This is a genomic window from Micromonospora sp. NPDC049366 (genome assembly GCF_044466625.1).
Lineage (GTDB): Bacteria > Actinomycetota > Actinomycetes > Mycobacteriales > Micromonosporaceae > Micromonospora.
Window position 1 is genome coordinate 242,297 of sequence record NZ_JBITMV010000002.1, and the last position, 24,506, is coordinate 266,802.

Here is a 24,506-nt window from a genome sequence, read left to right on the forward strand (position 1 = left end):
GTCCGCGGTACGCCGCACCTACCGCCGACGGGGGATGTCCGCCGGTGACGGGCGTTCTACAGTGCGCTCATGCGTCGCGACCTGCCGTACGCCCTCAGCGGTCTCGCCCTCGCCGTCCTCCTCGTCGGCAACGCCGCGATCGCGCCCGACGCCGGGCCGGTGCGGCCGGTGGACGTCGCCCTGGTGCTGGTCATGGCGGCCGCCCTGGCGGTGTGCCAGCGCCATCCGGTGGTGGCGCTGATCGCCGTGACCGCCACCATGCTGGCTCTCCACGTCCGCGTCCACTCCGGGGTGTCCGCCGCGTTCCCCGTCCTCGGCGCGGTCTACGTCGCCGCCTGGCGCGGTCACCGCGTACCCGCCGTCCTGGCCAGCCTCGTCTTCCTCGCCGGATTCCTGGCCCGCGACATCTCGGTCGCGCCCGCCGGCCGGCCCGGGCAGCAGATCGCCGAGCGGACCGCCCTGCTGCTGGGCTGGTTCGTGGCGGCGAACGTCGCCGGGCTCATCTCCCGGCAGCGCCGGGCGTACCTCGAACAGGTCGAGCAGCGCGCGGCCGAGGCCGAACGCACCCGCGAGGAGATGGCGCTGCGCCGGGCCGGCGAGGAGCGCCTGCGCATCGCCCGGGACCTGCACGACTCGCTGACGCACAGCATCTCGGTGATCAAGGTGCAGGCGGGGATCGCCGTGCACCTGGCCCGTAAGAAGGGCGAGGAGCCGCCCGCCGCGCTGCTGGCCATCCAGGAGGCCAGTGGTGCCGCGATGCGGGAGCTGCGGGCCACCCTGGGCACCCTGCGCGCGCCCTCCGACGACGACCACGTCGGGCTGGCCCGCGTCGGTGAGCTGGCCGAACGGACCCGAGCGGCCGGGGTGCCGGTGCAGGTGACCGTCACCGGCCAGCCGCAGGACCTGCCCGTCGAGGTCGACCAGGCTGGCTACCGGGTGGTCCAGGAGGCTCTCACCAACGTCGCCCGCCACGCCGGCCCCGCCACCGCGCGGATCCACGTCGAGTACGCCCCGGCGCAGCTGACCGTCTCCGTGACCGACGACGGCCGGGCATCGTCGACCCGGCCGACGACCCCGGGGGTGGGCCTGCGTGGCATGCGCGAACGGGTCACCGGGCTGGGCGGCACCCTGCACACCTCCGCCCGCGAGGGCGGTGGGTTCGGCGTCGAGGCCACCTTCCCGCTGGAGGGCCCGGCGTGATCCGGGTGCTGCTCGCCGATGACCAGGCCCTGATGCGGGCCGGGTTCCGGGCCCTGCTCGACGCCGAGGACGACCTGCAGGTCGTCGGCGAGGCCGCCGACGGCGCGTCGGCCGTCGAGCTGTCGCGACGCCTGCGGCCGGACGTCGTGCTGATGGACGTCCAGATGCCGGGGCTCGACGGCATCGAGGCCACCCGCCGCATCGCAGCCGACCCCGCCCTCACCGCCGTGCGCGTGCTCATCCTCACCAACTACGGGCTCGATTCCTACGTCTTCGCCGCCCTCCGCGCCGGCGCCAGTGGGTTCCTCCTCAAGGACGCCGAGCCGACCGAGCTGCTGCAGGCCGTCGCCGTCGTGGCGCGCGGCGACGCGCTGCTCGCCCCCGCGGTGACCCGCACGCTCATCAGCGAGTTCGTCGCCGGCCCACCGGCGCCCGAACCGGCGGCCGGCCGGGACGTGCTGACCGCCCGGGAACAGGAGATCGTCGAGCTCGTCGCCCGAGGGCTCACCAACGACGAGATCGCCGAGCGCATGGTGATCAGCCCGTTGACCGCCAAGACCCACGTCAACCGGGCGATGACCAAGCTGTACTGCCGCGACCGCGCCCAGCTGGTCGTCTGGGCGTACGAGTCGGGTCTCGTCACGCCGCGCCGCCGATGACACCACGGTGCCGGGCATGTCGTCCGTTCGTCCGGGTACGTGCCGACGTGACCTTCTCGATCGCCGCACGGTGTCCGCGCACCGGCCAGCTCGGGGTGGGGGCGCTGACCGCCCGACCGGCCGTCGGCAAGCTCGTCGCGTACGTCAGCGCCGGCGCCGGCGCGGTGGCGACCCAGGCCACCCCCAACCCGTTCCTGGCCTACGACGGTCTGCCGCTGCTCGCCGAGGGTCGCCCGCCCGGGGACGTCCTGGCCGAGCTGCTGGCCCGGGACCCCGGTCGGGAGGTGCGCCAGGTCGGCATGGTCGACCGCGAGGGCCGCTCGTACGCGCACACCGGGTCCCGCGCGCTGTACTGGGCCGGTCACCGGACCGGGCCCGGTTACGCGGCGCAGGGCAACCGCCTGGTCGGCCCGGAGATCCTCGCGGAGATCGTCCGGGTGTTCGAGGAGAGTCGGGACCTCGACCTGGCGGAGCGGCTCGTGCTGGCCATCGAGGCCGGCGAGGGGGCCGGCGGAGACCGGCACGGCGCACGGTCGGCGACGGTGACGGTGGTCGCCGACCAGCCGTACCCGCTGTGGGACGTGCGCGTCGACGACGCCGATCATCCGGCGCGGGAGCTGCGTCGCCTGCACGGCGTCTTCCGGGACGAGGTGGTGCCGACCATCCGGGGGCTCCCCAGCCGCGACGACCCGATGGGGGAGGCCGCCCGCCGGGCGCTCGGCTAGCACCCGCTTCACCCCGGTGTCACGGGGCGGGGCGGGAGCGGGTGGTGTTGAGCCGCGCGGCCTGACGCCACAGGTGGTCGCGTTCGGCGAGGTTGGGCGCCTGGTGCGCGGCTTCGGCGTACAACCGGGCCGCCGTCGCCCGGTCGCCGTCGCGTTCGTGCAGGTACGCGGCCACCGCGGTGTGCCGGGGCAGGGCGGGGTCCAGCGCCGCGAGCGCCGCCAGCCCGGCGCGTGGTCCGTCGGCCTCCCCGACGGCGACCGCGCGGTTGAGCCGGACGACGGGGTTGTCGGTCAGGCGGACGAGTTCGTCGTACCACTCGACGATCTGCACCCAGTCGGTCTCCTCGGCGCTGAGCGCGTCGGCGTGCAGCGCGGCGATGGCTGCCTGGGCCTGGAACTCGCCCAGCCGGTCGCGCGCGAGGGCCGCCTGGAGGATCGCGACGCCCTCGGCGATCAACCCGGTGTCCCACCGGCCGCGGTCCTGCTCGGCGAGCGGCACCAGCCGCCCGTCGGGCGCGGTCCGGGTGGCGCGGCGGGCGTGGTGCAGCAGCATGAGGGCGACCAGCCCCGCCACCTCGGGGTGGTCGATGGCGGCCGCGAGCTGCCGGGTGAGCCGGATGGCCTCGGCGGCGAGGTCGACGTCGCCGGAGTAGCCCTCGTTGAACACCAGGTAGAGCACGCGCAGCACGGTCGCGACGTCGCCGGGCTGGTCGAACCGTACGCCGGAGACGGTCCGTTTGGCCCGGCTGATGCGCTGCGCCATGGTCGCCTCGGGCACCAGGTAGGCCTGGGCGATCTGACGGGTGGTCAGCCCGCCGACGGCGCGGAGTGTGAGCGCGACCGCGGACGACGGCGTCAGCGACGGATGGGCGCACAGGAAGTAGAGCTGGAGGGTGTCGTCCACCGCTGACGTGGGCCCCGGCGAGGGCTGGTCGTCGACCAGGCCCTCGCGCCGGCGGCGGGCCGTGTCGGCCCGAACCGCGTCGAGGAACTTGCGCCACGCCACGGTGACCAGCCAGCCCTTCGGATCCTTCGGCGGGTCGTCCGGCCAGACGCGAATCGCCTCGATCAGCGCGTCCTGCACGGCGTCCTCGCCCGCCGCGAAGTCTGCTCCGCGGCGGACGAGGACGGCGAGCACGCTCGGCGTGAGACGCCGGAGCAGAGCCTCGTCCATGGGAGAGGTCATTCCGTGATGGTGGGCGGCTCGGTCAGGAACGGGCGTACCTCGAGCCACTCGTGGATGGGCTTCCCGCCCGCGCCCGGCGCGGCCGACAGTTCGCCGGCCAGTTCGATCGCCCGGTCGTAGCTGTCGACGTCGATCACCATCCAGCCGGCGATGAGGTCCTTGGTCTCGGCGAACGGGCCGTCGGTGACCGGGGGGCGCCCCTCACCGTCGTACCGCACGAACGTCCCTTCGGGGGCGAGCGCCTGCCCGTCGACGAACTCGCCGGTCCCCTCGAGCCGGGTCGCGAAGTCCCGCATGTACGCCACGTGCGCCGTGATCTCCTCGGGCGTCCACTGGTCCATGGGCACGTCGTTGACCGCGGCCGGAGCGCCACGGTAGTGCTTGAGCAGCAGGTACTTGGCCATCGTGTTCCCCTCGGTGCGGAGGCGACCCATTCTGGTCACCTTCACCCGGGGGACGAAGCCAGCCACGCGTTCTCGACATCGCCGTCCGGGTCGAGTTGGTGGTCAGCCCGCTCCTGACGTCAGGGCACCTGCCAACGAGGGTGACAGGTGCCCTGACGGCCGCGGGGGCACAGGTCAGGCGGCGCCGCCCGGCTGGACGACGCCGTTGACCTTCAGGGTGTACGGCGCGTACTGGGTGACCTGCTCGGTCGGCTCGTCGTAGGCGACCACGGCGACGACCTTGGGGAAGATGCTGAGCAGGGCCAGCTGGACCCGGTTGAGGGTGAGCGCGGACTTGCCGTCGAACTCGAACTGCCAGGCGCGCGAGTGCTTCTCGTCGAGGCCGATGAGACGCAGGTTCCAGTTCGCGACGGGGGTCGGCTTGATCTCGGTGGGGGAGTCGAACGGCGTCAGGCTGCCGCCGTCGCTGACCACGGTGCCGCCGACGGTGATGTCGTCGACGAGCCAGCCACCCTCGTTGACGCCGCCGTCGCTGACGTAGCGGAAGCCGAGCAGCACCGACTTGCCGGCGTACGCGGACAGGTCGTAGCTGTGGGCCTCGAACCCGTTGGTGGTGCCGTTGACGCCCGGGCCGAGGGGCCCGTCGACGGTCTTGTCACCGGGGACGATGGTGTAGGTGGCCCCGCCGTCGGTGGACACGGTGACGTAGCCGTAGTCGAAGCCGAACTCGGCGCCGTACTTGGCGACGAAGCGCAGCGTCGGGTCGGCCGTCGGCACGGTGACCTTGGTGACGGCGGCGGCATCGGTGTTGTTGCCGTTGCCGGAGAACAGGACCGGGTTGCCGGCGCGGTCCGGGTCGTTGTTCACCACGGTCCAGGCCAGCGGCAGCGCCGGCAGGGTCTTGCTGCCCTGGAACGACAGCGACCGCAGGTCGGAGCCGCGCAGCAGCGTGCCGTTGGCCTTCCGCAGCGGGACGTAGTCGGCGCCGTTGGGCGCCGCGCCCGGGGTGGCGTACGCGGCCGGGTTCTCCAGGTTGACGGTGGAGCGCAGGCTCTTGCTGGTCACCCGGCTCTTCGACACACCCAGCATGATCCCGAGCTTGGCGTCTCCGACGATCTTGTCGACCAGCGTCATGGTCTGGTAGTCGTGGATCACCTCGTACATGTCCGTGGCGCCCTCGGCCTTCAGCGCCTTCTTGACGCTGGCCAGCCCCTGGAGGTCACCGTCGTTGTGCAGGCGGTGGACGATGTCCAGGCCGTACCGGTCGTAGAGGAACTGGATGAACGAGTACGCGTTACCGTAGTCGGCCAGCAACGCGCTGGGGTTGGGGCTCTCGCCCCACAGGTTCAGCGAGTTCTCCGGGCCGCCGCAGTCGCGAGGGTTGGCGTTGTACGGCGTCTTGACGGTGCCGAAGCCCTGGTAGCAGTAGAGGTGGCCGTCGGCGCCGCGGTCGTAGACCGTGGCCCGGGTGTCGACGTAGCCGGTCAGCGTCTGGGCGAAGTCGGACAGGCCCTCGTTGAGCCAGACGCCCTCGGACGGGTCGGCGTAGTACTGCGCCAGGTGCTGCCACTCGTGGGCGAAGGTGCCCTCGTAGGTGTGCGGGCGGGCCGGGCGACTGGTGCACAGGTCGTCGGTCGGCTCGTCCGGCGGGTTCGCCCCGGTGCGGTGCAGCCAGTCGAACGCGTCGATGGTCATCACGTTGCGGTCGAACAGTTCGTTGAGCTGCGGGGAGAAGAAGCCGGCGATGTAGGTCGGCGCGGCCGGGAACTGGTAGTAGTTGTCGTCCCGGACGTTGTCGACGAGGGTGACGGTCCTGTTGCCCGCACCGGTGTAGACGCCGCCGTTGCCGTTGGCGTCCGGCCCGACCTGGGCGTTGCTGCCGTCCCGGTCCGGGGGCCGGGAGAAAGCCGCGGTCTCCTTCGGATACATGGTGGTGTCGAACTCGTGGACGAAGTTCTGCACCTGTGCGTCGGTGATCTGCGTGGTCGTGGCGACCTGGTTGCGACAGTCGTTCGCCGGGAACGCGAGGTCGGTGGCGACCCACACCTCGATGTTCTCGCCGACGCCCCGCAGCGTGTAGTTCTTGCGGTAGTAGTTGCCGATGGTGTCGTCGAGTCCGAGCCACTGGCGAACGGTGCCGACCGCCGGCGTCTGCGCCGTGGCCTGGGTCCCCGACCGGGCCTGGGCACGCGGCTGGTAGCGGGCCGGCGTCTCGACCTTGCGGCCGTCGAGGGTGAAGTTCCTGCGGGTGAGTTCCCGCGTGTCGTCGCCGGGCCGGTCGTTCCGCGCGGTCGGCTGGGCGGGAGCGGCCACCGCTCCGGACGCGGGAAGGACGGTCAGGAACGGTATGACGAGTGAGATGGCTGCGGCAGCGGCGATCCGGCTGCGTGCCATGTGCCCCCCTGGGGTCGACGGGTCCGGTGAACGGGTTGCGATCCATGCACCGGGATGACAGTGATCTTCGTACCGCCGGTTTCATTGTCGTGGCAACAAAACCGGCTCATGATCCATCCCACTGCGTTCCTGCCGGTGTCGGTTGAACAGATCCCGCCCGGCCACGTCGCCCGTCGGTCCTCGGTGGCGGGACCGCCGGGGGAGCGCCACCCGGTCTCGGCCCGCAATATTGCGACTTGACTACGGACATGTTATCGCTCACAGTCGATGTCGAGGGTGACGGCACTCGGCTTACCGGGCAAGCCTGCTTCGTCAGCCTCGAATCGGACGCGCGCCAGCACCCGCACCGGCCTTGTCAGCGCTAACGCTCCCCACGTACGCACCCGGCCGCGCGTCCCGGTGCGCCCAGCCCCTCTGGGCAGACCTTCGGCTCTCGGACACTGGAGGAGGAACATGTCTGTCATCCATAGACCATCATCGATCATAACGTCACGACGTCGGTCGGTGCTGCGGCTCGTCGTCGCCGGCATGGCGGCGTTGGTGATCGGTGGTGCCACCGCGGCGGTGGTGTCGACACCCGCCGCAGCGGCGACGGTCGACACGAACGCCTGGTACGTGCTGGTCAACCGCAACAGCGGCAAGGCGTTGGACGTCTACAACCTGGCGACCAACGACGGCGCGCGGATCGTGCAGTGGGCCCGGAACAACGGTAACCAGCAGCAGTGGCAGTTCGTGGACTCCGGGGGCGGCTACTACCGGTTGAAGTCGCGCCTGTCCGGCAAGGTGCTGGACGTCTACAACTTCTCCACCGCCAACGGCGCCAACATCGTGCAGTGGGCCGACCACAATGGAACCAACCAGCAGTTCCGGCTGGCCGACTCCGACAGCGGCTACGTCCGGTTGATCAACCGGAACAGCAACAAGGTGGTCGAGGTGCAGGGCGCCTCGACCGCCGACGGCGGCAACATCGTGCAGTACGACGACTGGAACGGTCCCAACCAGCAATGGCAACTCGTCCGCGTCGACGGCGGAGGCGACCCCACCACGCCGCCGCCCGGCACGTGCAACCTGCCGTCGACGTACCGCTGGAGCTCCACCGGCCCGCTGGCGACGCCCAAGTCGGGATGGGTGTCGTTGAAGGACTTCACCTACGCCCCCTACAACGGCCGACACCTCGTCTACGCGACGACGCACGACACCGGGACGACGTGGGGTTCGATGAACTTCAGCCTCTTCTCGAACTGGTCCGAGATGGCCTCGGCCAGCCAGAACACGATGTCCTCCGCGACGGTCGCGCCCAGCCTCTTCTACTTCGCGCCGAGGAACCTCTGGGTGCTGGCCTACCAGTGGGGTGGACCCGCGTTCTCCTACCGGACGTCGACCGACCCCACCAACCCGAACGGTTGGTCGTCACCGCAGGCGCTCTTCACGGGGACCATCTCCGGCTCCGGGACGGGCCCCATCGACCAGGCGCTCATCGGTGACAGCACGACCATGTACCTCTTCTTCGCCGGGGACAACGGCAAGATCTACCGCGCCACCATGCCCATCGGGAACTTCCCGGGGAACTTCGGCTCGACGTCGACGGTGATCATGAGCGACACGACCAACAACCTGTTCGAGGCCGTCCAGGTCTACAAGCTCCAGGGCCAGAACCGGTACCTCATGCTGGTCGAGGCGATCGGGTCGCAGGGTCGCTACTTCCGTTCGTTCACGGCCACCAGCCTGGGCGGCACCTGGACGCCGCAGGCCGCGACCGAGAGCAACCCGTTCGCCGGCAAGGCCAACAGTGGCGCCACCTGGACCAACGACATCAGCCACGGCGAGCTGATCCGCAGTAACGCCGATCAGACCATGACCGTGGATCCCTGCAACCTGCAGCTGCTCTACCAGGGTCGCTCGCCCAACTCCGGCGGCGACTACGGCCTCCTGCCCTACCGGCCGGGACTGCTGACACTGCAGCGCTGACGGGGCTGGACACCCGAACCAGCGCAGCGAACGGGGCGGGCTCGGCACACGGCCGGGCCCGCCCCCGTTCCGGCTACCCGTCGTAGCCGTCGTTGTCGCAGGTCTTGCGCTGCAGAATGCAGTTCTTGGTCTGCTTGTTCATCGTGCGGACGTCCCACATCACAAAGGCGTCACCGTGCATCGACGACGCGCTCTTCCCCTCCTTGTCGGAGGAGAGGTAATAGCCCGCCGGGGTGCCCTTCACCCCGTACTGGATGTCGAAGGTGATCGCCGGGATCCGCACCGGGTGGCTGGACGGGCAGCCCTCGTTGCTGCCGTACGCCACGTGGGCCTTGTGATTGGGGCTGTCCAGGTGCTTGCCGTCCCAGCAGTCCGGAAACTGCATCATGAAGTGCAGCGTGGCGTTCCCACCGCAGATCGGCCAGTTGCCGTTGGTGCTGCGGGCAATGCCGTCGAGGTCACCGGGCCCGTAGTGGGCGCAGTAGAACTGGCCGCTCGCGCCCCGCGGCGTCGGCACCTTCTTCTTGGCGTCACCGCTGATCATCCGCATGCCGTTGGGCATCGGCATCTGGCCGCTCGAGTTGTTCCGCAGGGAGCGGTAGTAGACCCGGAATCCGGTGGTCTCCACCGGCTTGCCGGTGGCGTTGTCGTAGAGCGTCGGCACCCAGTAGGCGGAGTGGTCCTGCGCCGGCTTGCAGGTGCTGGCCGTGAACATCATCAGATCCTCGGCCACGGTGTCCGCGTCCACACCTTTGTTGCCGACGAAGGAGTGCATGTGCGACGCCCCCGGCAAGCCGGGGGCGACGATCGGGTCGTCCGGCCGTCGGTGGCTGTACTGGCAGTCCGCCCGGAACTCCGGAAGATTGCCCACACCGGCCGGAACGGGGTCGGTCTTCATGGCCTTGTACGTGTCGGCCTGCGCCTTCCAGGCCGCCGGGTCGACCGGGATCCAGCCGCCCTTGGCGACCGGCTTCGCAGCGGCGGACGGGCCCGCCGAGGTCGACGGCTTCGCGGACGGGGACGCGGCGGGGGACGGCGTCGCGGACGTGGCCGCCGACGAGCCGACCGGCCCCGCCAGCGCCGTCGGCGGTGCGCCGTCGGCGAGCGCGTTCGCGGCGTTCGTCGTCTCGCCAGCGGTGGGAGCGTCGGCCAGGTACACGGCCGTGCCCGCGACGACCGTCACGGCGACCGCCGCGCCGGCGGCCATGCCCCACCAGCTTCGGACGGCCCGCGCCAGAGGACCCGGGCGTGACGGCGGCGGGCTCGCGGCGGGTTGACCGAACGAGGGGTACGACACGGAACTCTCCCAGGGGAAGCGCAAGGCACGACAAAGCCGGCCGGACGGCCACGGCCCAGGTATGTTAGGCGCTTTTTCGTCGCGCCTGACAGGCCTTTAATCGTTCCTTAAGAGAGCGCGCCGAACGGGTCGGCTGAATGTCGCCGAAACACCGCTCCGCTATCTCCGCGACGTTTTCCCCGCGATCGGATTACCATTTCCGCCGCACAATTTTCCGTCGACCGGGACCGACCTCGGAGCCTGTCTCCCCGGCGACCTCCCGCACCGCGCCACCACACCGAACGGATCCTGCGCGTGGGGCGCCGCTCCGCCGGCGGTGACCGTCAGGAGGCGTCCGGCGTCGGCGTACCCGTGGGGCTCGCCGGTGGCGACGCCGGCCTGGTCGAGGGGGAGCCGCTGGGCGTCGGGCTGCTCGGCTCCGGCGTGCCGCCCGACGGGGTCGGATCAGGTGTGGGCGGAGGCGAGGTGGGGCTGCCGGACGGGCTGGGAGTGCTGGTGGGCGGCGGCGACGAGGGGGTGCCGGTGGGTGCGGGTGTCGGGCGCACCGTCGGCGTCGCGGTCGGTGGTCTGGTGGTCGGGCGGGTGGCCGTCGGCTTCGGTGCGCCGGTCGCGGGGTGCGCGGTCGTCGGGTCGGCGCTCGGCCGGGGCAGCGACTCGGTCTGGGCCACCGGAACGGTCGGTGGGGCGATGTCGGCGGGAGTCCGGCCGGAGACGACGTCCGCGCCGGGTGTCGCCGGAAGTCCCGGCGTGGGGGTGGCCGGCGCCGGCCACCGTTGCGGCGTGCCGCCGGCTCGCGCCGGCGGCGTGCCGCCGGCTCGCGCCGGCGGCGCCCCGCCGGCTCGCGCCGGCGGCGCCCCGCCGGAATCGGTCCCGGCGTCGCCGATCATCGCGAAACCGACGCCCGCTCCACCGAGCAGCAGTGCGACGAGGGCTCCGGTCGCGACGGGCAGCGCGGCCGAACGGGGTTGGCGGGGACGCCGGTGGGCGGGCAACGAACGCTCCTGACCTGCTCGAACGACGAGGTCGGCGAGATGACGCCGACCCCGACCCTGCCGTCCGACCTCGGCGACCGCCAATGGCCGGATGGCGGAGGTGACCGGGATCACCACCACCGGGGCATGCGGCGGCCGAAGCAGCCATCAGACCGACATGTCGGATGACTGCCCGGCCGGGGCGGGTGCCAGACTTCACCGGGTGGTGACAGCCGACCGATCGCGGGACGTCGAATCAGTGGTCGCCCTGGTGGCGGCGTGGGCGGTGGAGCGCGCGGACGTCGGGGGAGTGCTGCTCGTCGGCTCCTTCGCACGCGGTGCCGCGCGCATGGACTCGGACGTCGACATCGTGGTTCTCAGCGACAACCCGGGCCACGCGAGGGCGAGCGTCTGGACGGCACTGCTCGACGGCCAGGTCGTCCGGTCAGCGCGGTGGGGGCCGGTCCGGGAGATCCGGGTACGCCGTGCGTCCGGACTCGACGTCGAGGTGGGGATCGCCCCGCTGAGCTGGGCAGACACCGATCCGGTGGACCCGGGCACCCGCCGGGTCGTCAGTGACGGTCACCGGATCCTGCATGATCCGGCGGGTCGGTTGGCCGCGCTCTCGGCCGCGTGCCGGTGACGGCCACCGCCACCGGGGCGGTGGCGGTGGCCGTCACCGGGTGTCACAGGTTCGCGCAGTACCCGATGCTGAACGTGCTGGCGCCGGCCTTGAGGACCCGGTTCCAGCCCACGCCGCTGATCCGGTAGCTGTCACCGCCCATCGGTTCCCGCTCGACGTTCCACGCGTTGTAGATGTCGCCTTCGAGGTCGACGACGGCGTGCCATTCGACGGGCTGGGTGCCCCGGTTGGTGGCGGTGATGGTGGCGCAGTAGCCGCCACCGCTGTCCGACGGCCACTGGGTGAACCGCTGCACCGCGACGTCCACGTTGGCGCCCGTCACCAGCCGGCCCACACCCCACCGGGCGGTGCTCTGGTAGCCCGCGCCCTCCTGCTCGGCCCAGTTGCGGATCCCGGTCCGGTTGCCGTTCGACGCGTCGTTGACCTGGAAGTCCAGGCCGTGGAAGGTGTCGAGGCCGCCGTACTCCAGCAGGCTGATCGCCGCCTCGACGGTGTAGCCCGTTGCCGTACGCCCCACCGCGCTGCGCAGTCGGCCCGCCTGGAACGCCTCGTCGCCGGTGCCGAAGGAGACGACGTTGTCGGCGTTGATCCGGATCTGGGTGTCGTCGTAGCGGTAGGGGCCGTTCTTGGCGTTGCCGGCGTCGACGTAGACCTCGACCGAGTCCTGCGTCCACGGGTCCGAACCGGATACGTCGACCACCGGGTCGGTGACCTCGGCGAGCACGTAGAGCGTCTGACCCCGCCAGAGCGTACGGACGGTGGCGGTGGCGCCGCCGGTGCCGGAAACCTGCTTGGCCGTGGTCACCACGCCCGCGCGGGCCCAGCCGGGGTCGACCGCGCCGTCGATGACCGGGTCCTTGGCCGCTTGGACCACCTCCAGGTACGACAGCTCCTCGACCAGGGCGAGGGTGCCGACCGCGCCGGGGGTGTTCCAACCGGAGGTGGCGCCGTCGTCGGTGACCCGCACGTCCAGGGTGAGCGTGTCGCCCCGGGTGGCGTCCGTCAGCGGCAGGTGGGCGACCAGGTGGTAGCCGCCGTCCCGGGCCGCGGCCACGGCCGGCACCGCGCCGCTGCCGTTGCGGGCGACCTGGTAGGTCTCGCCGCCCAGGACGAAGGTGACCCGGTCGTCGGCGGAGGGGGACGCGTCGGTGACCGTGACGTACGCGGTCAGGTGGTCCGGCGCCCAGCGCAGCTGGAACCGGGCCCGCTCCCCGACCGGGTGCAGCGGGAGCTTGCGCCAGGTCAGGTCGGTGGTGGCGGCGGCGGTCAGGGGCACGTCACCGGCGAAGACGTTGGCGGTCCGCAGCCGGGCGGACAGCTCGCCGTCGACCGCACCGTGGTAGGCGGGCTTGGCTCGCAGGGTGTCGTCGAAGAGCAGCGGCGCGCCGCTGCCGGCCCGCCAGGACCGTCCGTCGGTGAGGCCCCAGACGGTGACCGCGAAGAGGTCGTCGCCGTGTGCCCGGAAGACGCGGAAGGCGTCCCGGTAGTAGTAGCCCTGCTCGATCAGGTTCGCCTGGGTCACCGGGGTGCCCGTGGTGACGTCGAGTTCGGTGACGGCCTGGGTCACCGGCAGGTCCGCGAACGCCTCCAGCGCGGTGTTCAGGCTGTCCACGGGGGTGGCCAGCGAGACGTGGAACTGGTGGCCCACTCCGTCGACCGGTACGCCGCGCGCGAGCAGCCGCTCGACCAGGGCCCGGTAGCGGGCCTGCTTGCCGCTCTGCTCGGTGTTGTAGTCGTTGATGAAGAGGCTCACCGGGTCGGCGCCCTCGACGGCGTAGACGTCGTTGAACGCCTCGTCCGCGTACGCGAAGGTGAGGTCGATGAAGCTCTCGCCGAGGATCCGGTACCACTCGCTGCGGCGCAGGCCGTCGGCGTACTCGCCGCTGTCGCTGACGACCTCGTTGACGGCGTCGAACGCGTACAGCGGGTTGGTGGGGGAGCCGAACCGGCCGTACCGCTCGCTGAGCGACCCGGCGACGGCGAAGATATGGGTGCGCAGCCGGTCGCGCAGCACCTGCTGGTGCGCGGCCGAGGTGGTCAGCGGCGCTCCGGCGGAGTCCTGGAAGAACCAGGCCGGGGTCTGGCTGTGCCAGACCAGCACGTGACCGTAGACCCGCATGTCGTTGTCCCGCGCGAAGTCCATCAGGGCGAGCGCCTGGTCGTGCGGGCGGAAGGCGCGCGTGTCGTCGTACCAGGCTTCGGGCTTCATGTGGTTCTCGGGCGTGATCTGGTTGAAGTGCCGGGTGAGCAGCTGGGCGGCGGCGCCCACCGTCTCCCGGCTGTCGATCGCGACGCCGACCGGGAAGTCGGTGGTCTCGTGGATGCCGGTGAGGTCCTCGACGACCGGTGGCTCGGGGACCCGTACGACGAGGTCGTCGACGAGGAAGTCACTGGTGTTGCCGGTGGTGTCCGCGCCCTGCCACCGGGTTTCGAGGTAGAGCAGGGCGCTGTCCGCCGCCGGCATGGTGAAGGTGCCGGTCACCTCGGTCCACCCGGTGTTGCTGACGGTCTCGAACTGGGCGAGGGTGCTGAACGACTGGCTGCCGTCCGAGGTGCTGGCGAGGCTGAGCCAGATCTGGTCGGCCGGCTGGCCCTCGGCGAAGCGCAGCCACGCCCGGAACTCGTACGTCACGCCCGTCTCGAGGAGGCCGGTCACGTCGCGGCCGAGGCCGGCGCCCTGGTTGACCCGGTCGGTGACCAGGGCCGCGGCGGCGCCGCCGTGCGCGACGTCGCTGAGCGTGACGCGCGGGGCGCCCGGGCCGCCGTCGCGTGGCCCCCAGCCGTCCAACCCGTCCTCGAAGTCGCTGTCGATGACGACGGTGCCGGGCGCCGGCCCGCCGGGGCCGCCGTCGGGCCCGGTGACCACGACGTCGTCGACGAGGAACGGGGTGGTCCCCTCGGCCTCGACGTAGAGGGTGGCGGAGCTGAGGCCCGCCGGCAGGGTGTAGTCGCCGCCGATCCGGACCCAACCGTCGGCGGTGGTGGCGACGCTGCCACCGATCCAGGTGTACGTGGTGTCGCCGCCGCCGGCCGGGGTCGCCTCGACGGTGAAGTGCACGCCGGCGCTGCCCTCGGTGCCGGCCGGGAGCTTGACCCAGGCGGTCACCGAGTACGGCGTCGAGGGCTGGAAGAGGGCGGTCGCGCTCGTCGCCGGGCCCTGCCAGTCGGCGGTGCGTCCGGTGACCGAGAGGCTCTTCGCGCTGTCGTGGCCCTCCTCGGCGATGGCGAGGGTGACGTCGCCGCGTGGGCCCCAGGGGGCGTACGAGCCGTCTTCGAAGGTCTGGGAGAGGACGGTCGCGGCGGCGGCCGGGGTGGGTGCCGCCACGAGGGCCGCGACGAGCGCGGCGCAGCTGAGCCCGGCCAGGTGTCGCGACCGGCGTGGTGTTCGGGAGGACGGGTGCCAGAGTCGCATCGGGGGTCCTTACGCGAAGGGGTGACGGCGTGGTGGGGGTGGTGCGGCATCGCCGTGGACTTCCAGACGCGTGAATGTTATGACGTGGATCGCTCTACCGGAAACCTTTCGGAAATTTTTCGGTAACCGGCAAGCGTCGGCCGCCGTCCGTCGGGCCGACGGGGGAGCGGTCACCCGCGGCCGTCGGCTCCTGCGGGGTCGGCCTTGACGATCTCGGCCGCCCACGGCTCCCGCGGCACCCCGCCGGGCCCGACGGCCTGCATCGCGGCGAGGACGGTCAGCAGCATCCCGTGGCCGAGGAAGGTGCTCGCGGCGTCGGGGTCGGTGCCGGTGAGTTCCCGGACCAACCGGTAGATGCGACCGAATCGCTCACGGACCACCGCGCCGATCGCAGGGTCGTTGCTCGCCGCGAAGCCGTGCAGCAACAGGACGGGAAGGTCGTGCCGGGCGAGGAGCCGGTCGTAGGCGTTGCTCAGGGCGGACAGGTCCGCCTGCTGTGCGGCGGCCTCCCGGAACTCCTGCTCGATGCGGTCGGTGGCGTGCTCGATGGCGGCGATGAACAGTCGCTGCTTGGAGCCGAAGAGGCGGATGACGTACGGCTGCGAGACCCCCGCGAGGCGGGCGACATCGTCGGTCGAGGTGCCGACGTAGCCGGTGGCGGCGAAGGCCCGGACGGCGGCGGCCGCCAGTTGTTCGGCCCGTTCGCTGGCGGTCAGCCGGGTTCGCGCCATGCCGCGTTCCTCCTCGCGCTAGTTATCAGTCGATAACCAGTGTACCGTCCGGTGTTGTTATCAGTGGATAACTACTTCAGGCCGATCGGCCACCCCGAGAGGAGAACCATGACCACCCTCGACCAGCCGACCAGGTCCGGCGCGACCCAGCGGCCCGTCGCCGGCACGAGACGATCCCTCGCGGCCGTGCTCGCCGCGGTCGGGATCCCGATGTTCATGGTCACCCTGGACAACCTGGTCGTGACGACCGCGCTGCCGGTGATCAGGGAAGAGCTGGGCGCCTCCCTGGGCCACCTCCAGTGGTTCGTCAACGCGTACACGCTCCCGTTCGCCGCGCTGCTGCTCACCGCCGCCGCGCTCGGTGACCGGATGGGACGACGCCGGCTCTTCCTCGTCGGCATCGCCCTGTTCACCCTCGCCTCCGCGGCCTGCGCGCTCGCGACCGAGCCGTGGATGCTCATCACCGCACGGGCACTGCAGGGAGTCGGCGGCGCCGCCGTCATGCCCCTGTCACTCACGCTGCTGGCCACCGCCGTACCCGATCGGCTGCGCGACCCGGCGATCGGGATCTGGGGCGGGATCAGCGGCCTCGGGGTCGCCGTGGGCCCGGTCGTCGGCGGAGCCGTGGTGAAGGGCCTTGACTGGTCCTGGATCTTCTGGCTCAACGTGCCCGTCGGCCTGGTCGCGATCGTGCTCGCCAGGCTCGTCCTGACGGAGTCGCGGGCCGCCGCGACCCGGCTGGACCCGCTCGGGCTCCTGCTCTCCGCGACGGGCGTCCTCGCCCTGGTCTGGGGTGTCATCCGCGGGCAGGAGCACGGCTGGACGGCCGCCTCGACCCTCGCCGCGCTGATCGCCGGTGGCGTGCTGCTCGTGCTGTTCGTCGGCTGGGAGCGGCACACCCCCACCCCGATGCTCCCGATGGGGCTGTTCCGTTCCCGGGGCTTCCGCAACGTCAACGGGGTGACATTGGCCTTCTCCGTCGGCGTCTTCGGTTCGGTCTTCCTGCTCGCACAGTTCTTCCAGGTCGCCCAGGGGCAGAGCCCACTCGGTGCCGGGCTGCGGACCATGCCGTGGACCATGGCCCCGATGGTCGTCGCCCCCATCGCCGGCCTCATCGTCAACCGGGTCGGTGCCCGTACGCTGATCGTCACCGGTCAGGCCCTGCTGGCCGCAGCACTCGGCTGGATCGCCATCGTCGCCAGCCCCGACGTCGCGTACGCCTCGCTGGTGCCCCCGTTCCTCCTCGCGGGCGTCGGAATGGGCCTGACCTTCGCCCCGACCAGCACCCTCGCTCTCGCGAGCGTGTCACCGGAGGCCCAGGGCGTCGCCTCCGGCACCCTGAACACCATCCGCGAGCTCGGTGTCGCGATCGGGGTCGCCGTGCTCGCCTCGATCTTCGTCGCGAACGGTGGCTACGGCAGCCCCGAGGCCTTCACCGACGGCCTCGTGGCGGCGGTCAGGGTCGGCGCCGCCGTGGTCGCTCTCGGCGCCATCCTCGCGCTCCGCCTGCCCGGACGTGGCCGATAGCCGTACGCCGCCGCCCGGGGCTGGCCCAACCCGGATACGGGCGGGTCGCGCTGGTCGCCGGCGGCACCGGCGTACCGCAGATCGTCACCCAGTCGTTCACGCCCCTGGCGGGCGCCTCGAGCCGACAGTTGGCCGCGCACTGCCATCAGGTGGCGCTGCGCGCGGACGCCCTCGAGTTCGCCATCTTCGGCGCGGACTGAGGGCCGTCCGATCACCTCCCGGTCCTTCCTGCCGGGCGGAGTGACCTGCCCGGCAGGAAGGACCTCCGCGCTACTCGGTGCGCAGTTCGCCGAAGCGGAGCATCCGCCACAGCACCGGCAGGCTGGCCGCGGTCACCAGCAGCACCACGCCCGCGGCCAGCGCGCACATGCCGGCGACGTCGGCCCAGGCGAGCCGTACGGGCTCGCCCACCATGGTCAGCAGGGTTGCGCCCAGAGCTGCGCCGAGGGCCAGTGCCAGGACCAGCCCGAGCAGCACCGGAACGGCGGTCTGCCACAGGACCGACCAGCCCAGGACGCGGCGGCGGGTGCCGAACGCGACCAGGGCGGCGAGCGTGCGGCGACGTTCCCGCAACTGGTCGAGGATGCCGACGAGCAGGCTGGCGCCGAGCAACAGCAGGGTGGCCGTCACACCGACGTACAGGCCGCGGCGGATCTGGCCGAACCGCCCGGACTCCTGGAACGCCTCAAGCGCCTGGACCCGGGCGGTGAGATCGACGCCCGCCGCGGCGTTGCGGGCCTGCTCGATGCCGTCGGCCCGCGTCCGGTCGAGGTTGAGAAAGACCGTCGCCTCCAGCACGCGCAGCGCGGGCAGATCCACCGCCCCCGGGGTGGCGAGGATGGCGCTCGCCCGGCCACCGCCCGGGTCGTCCCGGACCGGGACCGTCGGCAGGCTCGCCGGGAGGCGCCATCGCACAGCGCCGGGCGCGCCCTCGTCCCCGACTGCCAGTTCCTCGCCGGCCGACAGGTTCGGCGCGGTCTGCTCCGCCGACTCGGCGTCGACGGAGCGGAAGACGTCTCCGTCGGCGCACCGGTCGAGGGTGGCGAACTCCCGCAGGGTCGCGCAGTCCCCGATGCGGAGCAGGAGTCGCGGCGCGTCATCCGAGCCGGTGGGCGCGGCGACCGGGGCCGCCGTGGTGGTGAAGACCCCCACCACCTTCTCGATCCCGGGAGCAGCGCGGAACCGGTCGACCAACTGGCCGGCGTCCGTCCCGGTCAGCGTCCCGGGCACCAGCACCTGCACCTGGGCCCGGGACACGTCCTGGTCGGTGGCGCGCCGGTAGCCGTGCTGGACGCCGCTGAAGAGCATCTGCAACGCGATCCCGCCGGCGACCGCCACCGCGACGCCGCTGACCAACCGCGCCGAGCTCTCGGTTTCGAGCTGGAGCCGTCGGACGGCGAGTTGCCAGGAGACCGGACCGCCGCGCATCCGCCGGACCACCACCTCGATCAACCAGGGCAGCAGCGCGGTCGACCCGACGAGTAGCAGGAGCACCCCGGCGACCACCTGAACCTGGTTGAAGGCGCCGCTCGCCTGGTCGATCCCGCCCACCAGCGGGATCAGCAGGAGTACGCCGACGACGGGCATCGCCAGGCGCCACCACAGCCGTCGACGGCGCTCGGCGGATCGGCGTACGACGCCGAGCGGTTCGACGACGATCCGACGCAGCGCGAGCTGGGCGACGGCGACCGCGGTGACCGGCACGGCCAGCACGACGAGGACGCCGAGGGCGGGGTCCGGTCGCAGATCGTCGGTGAAGGCGCTGAACCCGGCGATGCTGAACGTCTCCACGAGGTGGCGGGCCGGCAGGAACAGCAGGACGCCGACCACCAGCCCGAAGACGGCGCCGACCAGCGCCTCTCCGGCGGCCACCCGACGCGTCATCGCGGCATCCGCGCCGACCAGGCGCAACGCGGCCAGCCGCCGGTCCCGAGCCGCACTGCCGAAGCGGACGGCGGCGGCGACGAACACGGCCACCGGGAGCAGCATCACCACCGAGGCGATGAGCACCAGCAGCGTCAGCACCGCGTCGAGCCCGGGGCTGTCCTGTCGCACACCGAACCGGTCGATCCGCAGCACCCCGGGGTCACCGTCCCGCAGCCGGTCCGTGCCCAGGTAGTAGGCGTACTCGTGCGGGCCGGAGAGCCCGGGGTCGCCGATGGTGCCGACGATCGGGTGGTCGAGACGCGGTCGCAGCAGGGCGCCGTCGGGGGAGCGGAGCAGCTCGGCCAACGCGGGGGACACCACCAGCTCGCCGGGCCGGGGGAGCGCCGTCAACCCTGGTGGAACCGCTGGCCGCGCACCGTCGGCCTGCAGCAGGCGGCCCCGGACCTGCCGGTCGCGGAACACGGTGTCCGCCTCGGCGACGAGCAGGGTCCGCTCGGACGGCGCCGGCTGGTCGCCGACCTGCTGGTCGTCGCGCGCGGCGGTGCGCTCCGACCGCGCGTCCAGCATGGTGGTGATCGACGTGCTGGTGAGCAGCAGTGTGACGCCGAGGCCGATGCCGACCGCGGTCAGCAGCGTCCGGAACAGACCGTGCCGTCCGCCGGCGAAGACCAGTCGAGCGCCGAGGGCGAGGTCCGCGACCCAGCTCGGGCCGGATCGGCGGCCGGTCACCGGTCCGCCAGCAGGGTCTCGCGGGCGCGGCCGTCGCGCACCAGCACTTCCCGGTCGGCGTACGCGGCGACGCGCGCCTCGTGGGTCACCAGCACCACAGCGGCGCCGGTGTGCCGGGCGGCCTCGGTGAGCAGCCGCATCACCTGCTCGCCGTTGAGGGAGTCGAGGGCTCCCGTCGGCTCGTCGGCGAAGACGACCCGCGGCTCGGTGGCGAGCGCCCGGGCGACGGCCACCCGCTGCCCCTGGCCGCCGGAGACCTCGCCGGGCCGTTTCCCGGCGACGTCGGCGACCTGGAGCCGGGCCAGCCAGTCCATCGCCCGGCCCTCCGCGTCCCGGCGGCGGGAGCCGTTCAGGCGTAGTGGCAGGGCGACGTTCTCCAGGCAGGTGAGCTCGGGGACCAGCTGGCCGAACTGGAAGACGAAGCCGAAGTCGCTGCGCCGTAGGGCGCTGCGTTCGCCGTCGGACATCGCGCCGAGCTGCCGGTCCCGGTAGCGGACCTCGCCGCCGTCCGGGCGGATGATTCCGGCGAGGCAGTGCAGCAGCGTCGACTTGCCGGAGCCGGAGGCGCCCATCACGGCGACGACCTCACCGGCGCGGACGTGTAGCGTGGCGCCGTTGAGCGCCGGGGTGGACCCGTACGACTTGCGCAGGTCGACGGCGGAGAGCAGTGGCTGCTCGCCGGGGCTGGGCACGGTCACGCCGGGCTCCCATCATGTTGTTCGGAGTGGTGCGGGGTGGGCGTCGCGTCGGCGCCGGGCGCGCCGGGGACCACCGTCGCGGCGAGCTGGTCGAGTCGGGCGGCGGTCAGCTCCAGCCAGCGCAGGTCGGCCTCGAGGTGGAAGAGCGCGAAGTCGCAGATCAGCTGGTCGGCGAGGTCGCCGCTGGTCTTGCGCCGGGTCAGCTCGCGCATGACCCGCAGGTGCGCGCTGCGTTGGACGTCCAGGATGTCGGTGGCGTCGCGCCCGGTGAGCAGGCCGAGGACGACCTTGGCGTAGAGCGTGTTCTGGAGGTAGACGTCCGGCTTCTCCGGCTCGCGAAGCCAGCGCTCGACGTCTGTGACGCCGGCGGCGGTGATCGCGTAGCGCTTCCGTTCCGGGCCGGCGCCGGGCTCGACCCCGTCGACCTGTACGAGGCCGCTCTTCAGCAGCCGCGCCAAGGTCGCGTAGACCTGGCCGTAGTGCAGCGGGCGCCCCTGGCCGAAGCGTTCGTCGTAGAGCCGTTTCAGCTCGTAGCCGTGCCGGGGGCTGCTCTCCAGCAGGCCCAGGAAAGTCTGACCGATGGACATGGGTCGGGACTATACATGCCGTGTATACGCGGTGTGTGTTCTCCTCCGAAGCGTCTCGGAGTCGATTGCGCAGGATCCTAGGACGCCTCACGCGGTGTGGCCGGATGCGGAGAGGGCGGAAGGGCGTTCTGGGCGACAGCCCGGGGCAGGTGCGTCGGGCACCGCCCTCGGAAACCAGAGGCTGTTGCAACGAGTGGCGTTGGCCAGCACTTACTAGTAGTAGTCGTCGATCGGCCGGCGCGCCTCGTCGAACAGCGCCGGCCCTTCGTACCGCACCGGCGGGAGCGGCGGCGTCACCGGCTTGACCGCCTCGAACTGCTCCGAGGACAGGGCGTACACCACGCGGCCGAGGCCGGAGCGGGCGATCGCGGTCTCGCACATCGGGCAGGGCTGGCAGCTGGTGAACATGGTGGTCGTGGCGGCCAGCTCCGGTGCGAGTTCCCGGGCGGCCCAGCGGGCCAGCTTCAGCTCCGGGTGGGCGGTGATGTCCGCGTCGGAGACCACCGTGTTGTGGTCCTCGATCAGGACGGTGCCGTCCGCGTCGACCAGCAACGAGCCGAAGGGCCGCTCGCCGGACTCACCGGCCCTGCCGGCCAGTTCCACGGCGCGGCGGAGAAACGTCTCGTCGTCGGGCGTCATCGGTCCTCCGGGATCGCGGGGTGGTCGTCGTCTTCAATGGTCCGTCAGGCGTCGCGGTGGGTCACCTGAAGTTCCGGGTGTGCAGCGCGGACAGCTCGACGGCCTCGTCGACCGGGAAGCCGATGTACTCGAGATGGGATGCCCGGCCGCTCAGCGGCTCCTGACGTCCCATGTCTCCTCCAGATGCAGACCGAACCGACCTGGGGTGGTGCGGTCGGCGCTGGTATCCGTGTGGGGAATGGGCGAGTGCCTGCCGTCCACGCGATGGGATGGGGTGGCGGGGGCCCGGACGGGGAAGCGGCACGCGGTGCGGGACGACCTGGTGGGCGTGGGGGTGCGGCGGGCTGCGCATCAGCGCAGTTACCGAACGCGACGGTGGGCAGCCCTGACCGGCCGGGACGCCTCGACGACCCGGCCGGGGTCGGGCAGGATGTCGCCCCTCAGCAGTCACAGGCGATCGCGGCGCGCGGTGCGGTGAGCGCGTCCACCGGGCGGCGTACGGTCCCCTCCGGTGTCGTCACGGGCAGCCCCTCCCGGGCCCAGTACTCGAAGCCACCGATCATCTCCTTGACCGGGAAGCCCAGACGCGCGAACTCCAGCGCCGCGCGGGTGGCGCCGTTGCAGCCGGGCCCCCAGCAGTACGTCACCACAGTGGAGCCGGCCGGCACCAGCTCGGCGGCTCGGGCGGCGATCGTGTCGGTGGGCAGGTGCAGCGCGCCCGGCAGGTGCCCCTGCCGCCAGGCCGCGTCACCACGGGAGTCGACCACGACCAGCCCCGGGGTGCCCGCCTCCAGCGCGGCGTGCACGTCGCTGACGTCGGTCTCGAAGGTGAGCCGGGCGAGGAAGTGGGCGGCGGCGATCGCCGGTTCGGCCGGCGGTACGGAGAACGTCATGCCCCGATCCTGCCGACGGCGGCCGTGTACGGGGAGTGGCTCGACTGCCGCCTATCGCTAAGATCCCGCCATGGCGGCTGTCGACCGGAGCGTGGCGGTGCTCGCGTACCCCGGCATGTCGGTCTTCGAGACCGGGATCGTCACCGAGGTGTTCGGGCTGCCCCGGCCCGAGCTCGGCGTCGACTGGTACCGGCTCACGATGTGCGCGGAGCGCCCCGGGCCCGTGCCCGTCGTCGGCGGTGCCGCGCTGCACACCCCGTACGGCCTGGAAGCCCTCGCCGCGGCGGGCACGGTGATCGTGCCCGGCGTGCCCGACGTCGCCGTCGACCCGTCGCCGGAGCTCGTCGCCGCGCTGCGCCGGGCGCACCGGCGGGGCGCCCGGCTGATGTCGATCTGCTCCGGCGCGTTCGCCCTCGCCGGCGCGGGGCTGCTCGACGGCCGGCGCGCCACCACCCACTGGCGCTACGCCGACCTGCTGGCCCGCCGCCATCCGACGGTCACCGTCGACCCGGACGTGCTCTACCTCGACGACGGCGACATCCTCACCAGCGCCGGCAGCGCCGCGGGGCTGGACCTCTGCGTCCACGTGGTGCGGCGCGACTTCGGTGCGGCGGTCGCCAACGCGGTCGCCCGACGCCTGGTGATCCCGCCGCACCGCGACGGCGGCCAGGCCCAGTTCATCGAGGCCCCGGTGAGCGTCGACCCGGACGACGACCGGATCGCCGCCAGCATGGCCTGGGCGGTGCGTCACCTCGCCGAACCGCTTACCGTGGCGGCGCTGGCCCGGCAGGCGCACATGTCGGCCCGCAGCTACCTGCGCCACTTCGCCCGGGCCACCGGCGCCACCCCCATCCGCTGGCTGATCGACCAGCGGGTCCGGGCCAGCCTGGCCCTGCTGGAGACCACCGACGCGCCCGTCGCGGAGGTCGCCGCCGCGGTGGGCTTCGACAGCCCGGTCACCTACCGGCACCATTTCGGCCGCGCGATGCGGACCTCGCCGTCGGCGTACCGGCGGGCCTTCCGGGCCGCCGTGGCCTAGCCAGGGCCACCGCGTCCGATTCCACGTTCCGCACCGGCGGGCGACCGTCACACCAGCAGACGCTCCCGCATCGTCGCGCCCGGGTTGATCCCGCCGACAGCCCGTGGGCTGGCCGGATCGTGCACGTCGAGGGTGTTGTTGCGGCGCATCAGCTCACGGACCGCCGGGGGCAGGCGGGGCGGGTCGTCCATGACCGCGAGGATCTGCCCGGCGCTGGTGGTCAGGCGGTCGACCAGGGCGGCTCCGTCGGTGTCCACCCGCAGCCGGCCGTACTCCCAGCCGGCGGTGATGAGGTCGAGCAGCTCGAACACGCGGGTCACGAGCGGGGTCGGATCGGTCACCCGGTCGAGCCGCCGCGCCCCGGCGCCGACCACGACGACGGCGGCGGCCACCTGCGCGTACGGGTGGAAACCGGACGGCAACGCGAACAGCGGCCACCGCAGCGCGTGCCCAGCCTCCTTCCACAGTGGCCGATAGTTGCGGCGGTTCACCACGAGCCGCCGGCCCGTCCGCCGGTGGATGTCGTGGGCCTGGGCCTGGAGGTCCGCGTGCGCCTCGTCGGCGACCTCGGTGACGATCCGGGCGGCCACCACCAGCCCGTCGTCACCGGCCAGCAGCCGGGTGACCTCCTCGACCTGTTGGGGGAAGCGGAGCTGCGCACCGGCGCCGTAGCGGGACTGGGCCTCGTGCAGCAGCGCCTGCTGCCGCCCGGGATCGAGCTGGACCCGACCGCCGCCCAGCAACTGCCGCAGCCATTGCATGTCGCCTCGATTCAGCAGAGCCGTCCCGGACCGCGGCAATGCTAGTGCGTCGGACTCCGGCCGTACGGTGACGGGGTCGCCCGGCGGAGCCGCGCCCGCCCGCGCGTGGGACGGACGATCGATCACGAGGACCGACCGCGGCGCGAGCGGTCGACA

Annotated in this window: 20 protein-coding genes; 8 read left to right on the forward strand and 12 right to left on the reverse strand. The window is 72.3% G+C overall.

What is annotated here, in order from left to right; translation table 11 throughout:
* Positions 1–69: 69 nt before the first annotated feature.
* From ACIBTV_RS04690 to ACIBTV_RS04700, 3 genes are read left to right on the forward strand one after another with little or no spacing between them, the layout of a single operon-like run.
* Positions 70–1,200, forward strand: a complete 1,131-nt coding sequence (locus ACIBTV_RS04690) for a sensor histidine kinase (RefSeq protein WP_396702389.1) — start codon at positions 70–72, stop codon at positions 1,198–1,200.
* The gene (locus ACIBTV_RS04695; RefSeq protein WP_396702391.1) at positions 1,197–1,859 is read left to right on the forward strand and encodes a response regulator; all 663 of its coding nucleotides are present in this window, start codon (positions 1,197–1,199) and stop codon (positions 1,857–1,859) included. Before ACIBTV_RS04690 ends, ACIBTV_RS04695 begins: the two co-directional genes overlap by 4 nt.
* Positions 1,860–1,906: 47 nt before the next feature.
* Entirely contained in the window at positions 1,907–2,584 is a 678-nt protein-coding gene (locus ACIBTV_RS04700; RefSeq protein WP_396702393.1) for a DUF1028 domain-containing protein, read from the forward strand.
* Between the two features lie 19 nt (positions 2,585–2,603).
* Here ACIBTV_RS04700 and ACIBTV_RS04705 read toward each other — a convergent pair whose 3' ends face one another.
* The 3 genes from ACIBTV_RS04705 to ACIBTV_RS04715 form a co-directional block, all read right to left on the reverse strand.
* On the reverse strand, positions 2,604–3,758 hold the full coding sequence (locus tag ACIBTV_RS04705; RefSeq protein ID WP_396702870.1) for an RNA polymerase sigma factor: 1,155 nt from the start codon (positions 3,756–3,758) through the stop codon (positions 2,604–2,606).
* Positions 3,759–3,766: 8 nt separating this feature from the next.
* Positions 3,767–4,174: a YciI family protein gene (locus ACIBTV_RS04710; RefSeq protein WP_396702872.1), complete on the reverse strand. Its 408-nt coding sequence runs from the start codon at positions 4,172–4,174 to the stop codon at positions 3,767–3,769.
* A gap of 174 nt (positions 4,175–4,348) precedes the next feature.
* A complete protein-coding gene (locus ACIBTV_RS04715; RefSeq protein WP_396702395.1) occupies positions 4,349–6,568 on the reverse strand; it encodes a choice-of-anchor J domain-containing protein in 2,220 nt (739 codons plus the stop codon).
* 528 nt (positions 6,569–7,096) lie between these two features.
* Here ACIBTV_RS04715 and ACIBTV_RS04720 point away from each other — a divergent pair.
* Positions 7,097–8,536 carry a non-reducing end alpha-L-arabinofuranosidase family hydrolase gene (locus tag ACIBTV_RS04720; protein WP_396702874.1) on the forward strand — a complete coding sequence of 480 codons (1,440 nt, stop codon included), beginning with the start codon at positions 7,097–7,099 and terminating at the stop codon, positions 8,534–8,536.
* Positions 8,537–8,609: 73 nt separating this feature from the next.
* Here the strand turns inward: ACIBTV_RS04720 and ACIBTV_RS04725 are convergent, their stop codons facing one another.
* Entirely contained in the window at positions 8,610–9,743 is a 1,134-nt protein-coding gene (locus ACIBTV_RS04725; RefSeq protein ID WP_396702397.1) for a DUF1996 domain-containing protein, read from the reverse strand.
* Positions 9,744–10,127: 384 nt separating this feature from the next.
* Between ACIBTV_RS04725 and ACIBTV_RS04730 the strand changes: the two genes are divergently transcribed.
* Both ACIBTV_RS04730 and ACIBTV_RS04735 read left to right on the forward strand, forming a co-directional pair.
* Positions 10,128–10,838 carry a hypothetical protein gene (locus tag ACIBTV_RS04730; protein ID WP_396702399.1) on the forward strand — a complete coding sequence of 237 codons (711 nt, stop codon included), beginning with the start codon at positions 10,128–10,130 and terminating at the stop codon, positions 10,836–10,838.
* Between the two features lie 144 nt (positions 10,839–10,982).
* Positions 10,983–11,447, forward strand: a complete 465-nt coding sequence (locus ACIBTV_RS04735) for a nucleotidyltransferase domain-containing protein (RefSeq protein ID WP_396702401.1) — start codon at positions 10,983–10,985, stop codon at positions 11,445–11,447.
* A 43-nt stretch (positions 11,448–11,490) separates the two neighbouring features.
* Here ACIBTV_RS04735 and ACIBTV_RS04740 read toward each other — a convergent pair whose 3' ends face one another.
* Together ACIBTV_RS04740 and ACIBTV_RS04745 are read right to left on the reverse strand one after the other, a co-directional pair.
* Complete coding sequence (locus ACIBTV_RS04740) at positions 11,491–14,859, reverse strand: endo-1,4-beta-xylanase (protein ID WP_396702402.1); 3,369 nt, start codon at positions 14,857–14,859, stop codon at positions 11,491–11,493.
* A gap of 170 nt (positions 14,860–15,029) precedes the next feature.
* Complete coding sequence (locus ACIBTV_RS04745; RefSeq protein ID WP_396702404.1) at positions 15,030–15,590, reverse strand: TetR/AcrR family transcriptional regulator; 561 nt, start codon at positions 15,588–15,590, stop codon at positions 15,030–15,032.
* A gap of 108 nt (positions 15,591–15,698) precedes the next feature.
* Between ACIBTV_RS04745 and ACIBTV_RS04750 the strand changes: the two genes are divergently transcribed.
* Entirely contained in the window at positions 15,699–17,117 is a 1,419-nt protein-coding gene (locus tag ACIBTV_RS04750; RefSeq protein WP_396702406.1) for a DHA2 family efflux MFS transporter permease subunit, read from the forward strand.
* Positions 17,118–17,387: 270 nt separating this feature from the next.
* On the opposite strand, the gene ACIBTV_RS04755 is transcribed toward ACIBTV_RS04750, so the two are convergent.
* The 5 genes from ACIBTV_RS04755 to ACIBTV_RS04775 all read right to left on the reverse strand — a co-directional run bounded on the left by ACIBTV_RS04755 (position 17,388) and on the right by ACIBTV_RS04775 (position 22,550).
* The gene (locus ACIBTV_RS04755) at positions 17,388–19,733 is read right to left on the reverse strand and encodes an FtsX-like permease family protein (protein WP_396702408.1); all 2,346 of its coding nucleotides are present in this window, start codon (positions 19,731–19,733) and stop codon (positions 17,388–17,390) included.
* Positions 19,730–20,425, reverse strand: coding sequence for an ABC transporter ATP-binding protein (locus ACIBTV_RS04760; RefSeq protein ID WP_396702876.1), 696 nt, complete (start codon positions 20,423–20,425; stop codon positions 19,730–19,732). Before ACIBTV_RS04760 ends, ACIBTV_RS04755 begins: the two co-directional genes overlap by 4 nt.
* A 2-nt stretch (positions 20,426–20,427) precedes the next feature.
* Complete coding sequence (locus ACIBTV_RS04765) at positions 20,428–21,018, reverse strand: PadR family transcriptional regulator (RefSeq protein ID WP_396702409.1); 591 nt, start codon at positions 21,016–21,018, stop codon at positions 20,428–20,430.
* A 213-nt stretch (positions 21,019–21,231) separates the two neighbouring features.
* The gene (locus tag ACIBTV_RS04770; protein ID WP_396702411.1) at positions 21,232–21,657 is read right to left on the reverse strand and encodes a nucleoside deaminase; all 426 of its coding nucleotides are present in this window, start codon (positions 21,655–21,657) and stop codon (positions 21,232–21,234) included.
* Positions 21,658–22,097: 440 nt separating this feature from the next.
* Positions 22,098–22,550: a rhodanese-like domain-containing protein gene (locus ACIBTV_RS04775; protein ID WP_396702413.1), complete on the reverse strand. Its 453-nt coding sequence runs from the start codon at positions 22,548–22,550 to the stop codon at positions 22,098–22,100.
* A 70-nt stretch (positions 22,551–22,620) separates the two neighbouring features.
* On the opposite strand from ACIBTV_RS04775, the gene ftrA reads away from it, so the two are divergent.
* Positions 22,621–23,589 (forward strand): transcriptional regulator FtrA, encoded by a 969-nt coding sequence (ftrA, locus tag ACIBTV_RS04780; RefSeq protein ID WP_396702415.1) that lies wholly within the window; start codon positions 22,621–22,623, stop codon positions 23,587–23,589.
* Between the two features lie 47 nt (positions 23,590–23,636).
* Here the strand turns inward: ftrA and ACIBTV_RS04785 are convergent, their stop codons facing one another.
* Positions 23,637–24,350, reverse strand: coding sequence for a hypothetical protein (locus ACIBTV_RS04785; RefSeq protein WP_396702417.1), 714 nt, complete (start codon positions 24,348–24,350; stop codon positions 23,637–23,639).
* Between the last annotated feature and the right edge of the window lie 156 nt (positions 24,351–24,506).

What these genes read in the sequence shown, in the direction of transcription:
- ACIBTV_RS04705 (WP_396702870.1), bottom strand. Translation starts at nt 3,758, where the DNA reads ATGGACGAGGCTCTGCTCCGGCGTCTCACGCCGAGCGTGCTCGCCGTC.
- ACIBTV_RS04725 (WP_396702397.1), bottom strand. Translation starts at nt 9,743, where the DNA reads ATGGCCGCCGGCGCGGCGGTCGCCGTGACGGTCGTCGCGGGCACGGCC.
- ACIBTV_RS04745 (WP_396702404.1), bottom strand. Translation starts at nt 15,590, where the DNA reads ATGGCGCGAACCCGGCTGACCGCCAGCGAACGGGCCGAACAACTGGCG.
- ftrA (WP_396702415.1), top strand. Translation starts at nt 22,621, where the DNA reads ATGGCGGCTGTCGACCGGAGCGTGGCGGTGCTCGCGTACCCCGGCATG.
- ACIBTV_RS04720 (WP_396702874.1), top strand. Translation starts at nt 7,097, where the DNA reads ATGGCGGCGTTGGTGATCGGTGGTGCCACCGCGGCGGTGGTGTCGACA.
- ACIBTV_RS04735 (WP_396702401.1), top strand. Translation starts at nt 10,983, where the DNA reads ATGTCGGATGACTGCCCGGCCGGGGCGGGTGCCAGACTTCACCGGGTG.
- ACIBTV_RS04750 (WP_396702406.1), top strand. Translation starts at nt 15,699, where the DNA reads ATGACCACCCTCGACCAGCCGACCAGGTCCGGCGCGACCCAGCGGCCC.
- ACIBTV_RS04765 (WP_396702409.1), bottom strand. Translation starts at nt 21,018, where the DNA reads ATGTCCATCGGTCAGACTTTCCTGGGCCTGCTGGAGAGCAGCCCCCGG.
- ACIBTV_RS04715 (WP_396702395.1), bottom strand. Translation starts at nt 6,568, where the DNA reads ATGGCACGCAGCCGGATCGCCGCTGCCGCAGCCATCTCACTCGTCATA.
- ACIBTV_RS04740 (WP_396702402.1), bottom strand. Translation starts at nt 14,859, where the DNA reads ATGCGACTCTGGCACCCGTCCTCCCGAACACCACGCCGGTCGCGACAC.
- ACIBTV_RS04690 (WP_396702389.1), top strand. Translation starts at nt 70, where the DNA reads ATGCGTCGCGACCTGCCGTACGCCCTCAGCGGTCTCGCCCTCGCCGTC.
- ACIBTV_RS04710 (WP_396702872.1), bottom strand. Translation starts at nt 4,174, where the DNA reads ATGGCCAAGTACCTGCTGCTCAAGCACTACCGTGGCGCTCCGGCCGCG.
- ACIBTV_RS04775 (WP_396702413.1), bottom strand. Translation starts at nt 22,550, where the DNA reads ATGACGTTCTCCGTACCGCCGGCCGAACCGGCGATCGCCGCCGCCCAC.
- ACIBTV_RS04785 (WP_396702417.1), bottom strand. Translation starts at nt 24,350, where the DNA reads ATGCAATGGCTGCGGCAGTTGCTGGGCGGCGGTCGGGTCCAGCTCGAT.
- ACIBTV_RS04770 (WP_396702411.1), bottom strand. Translation starts at nt 21,657, where the DNA reads ATGACGCCCGACGACGAGACGTTTCTCCGCCGCGCCGTGGAACTGGCC.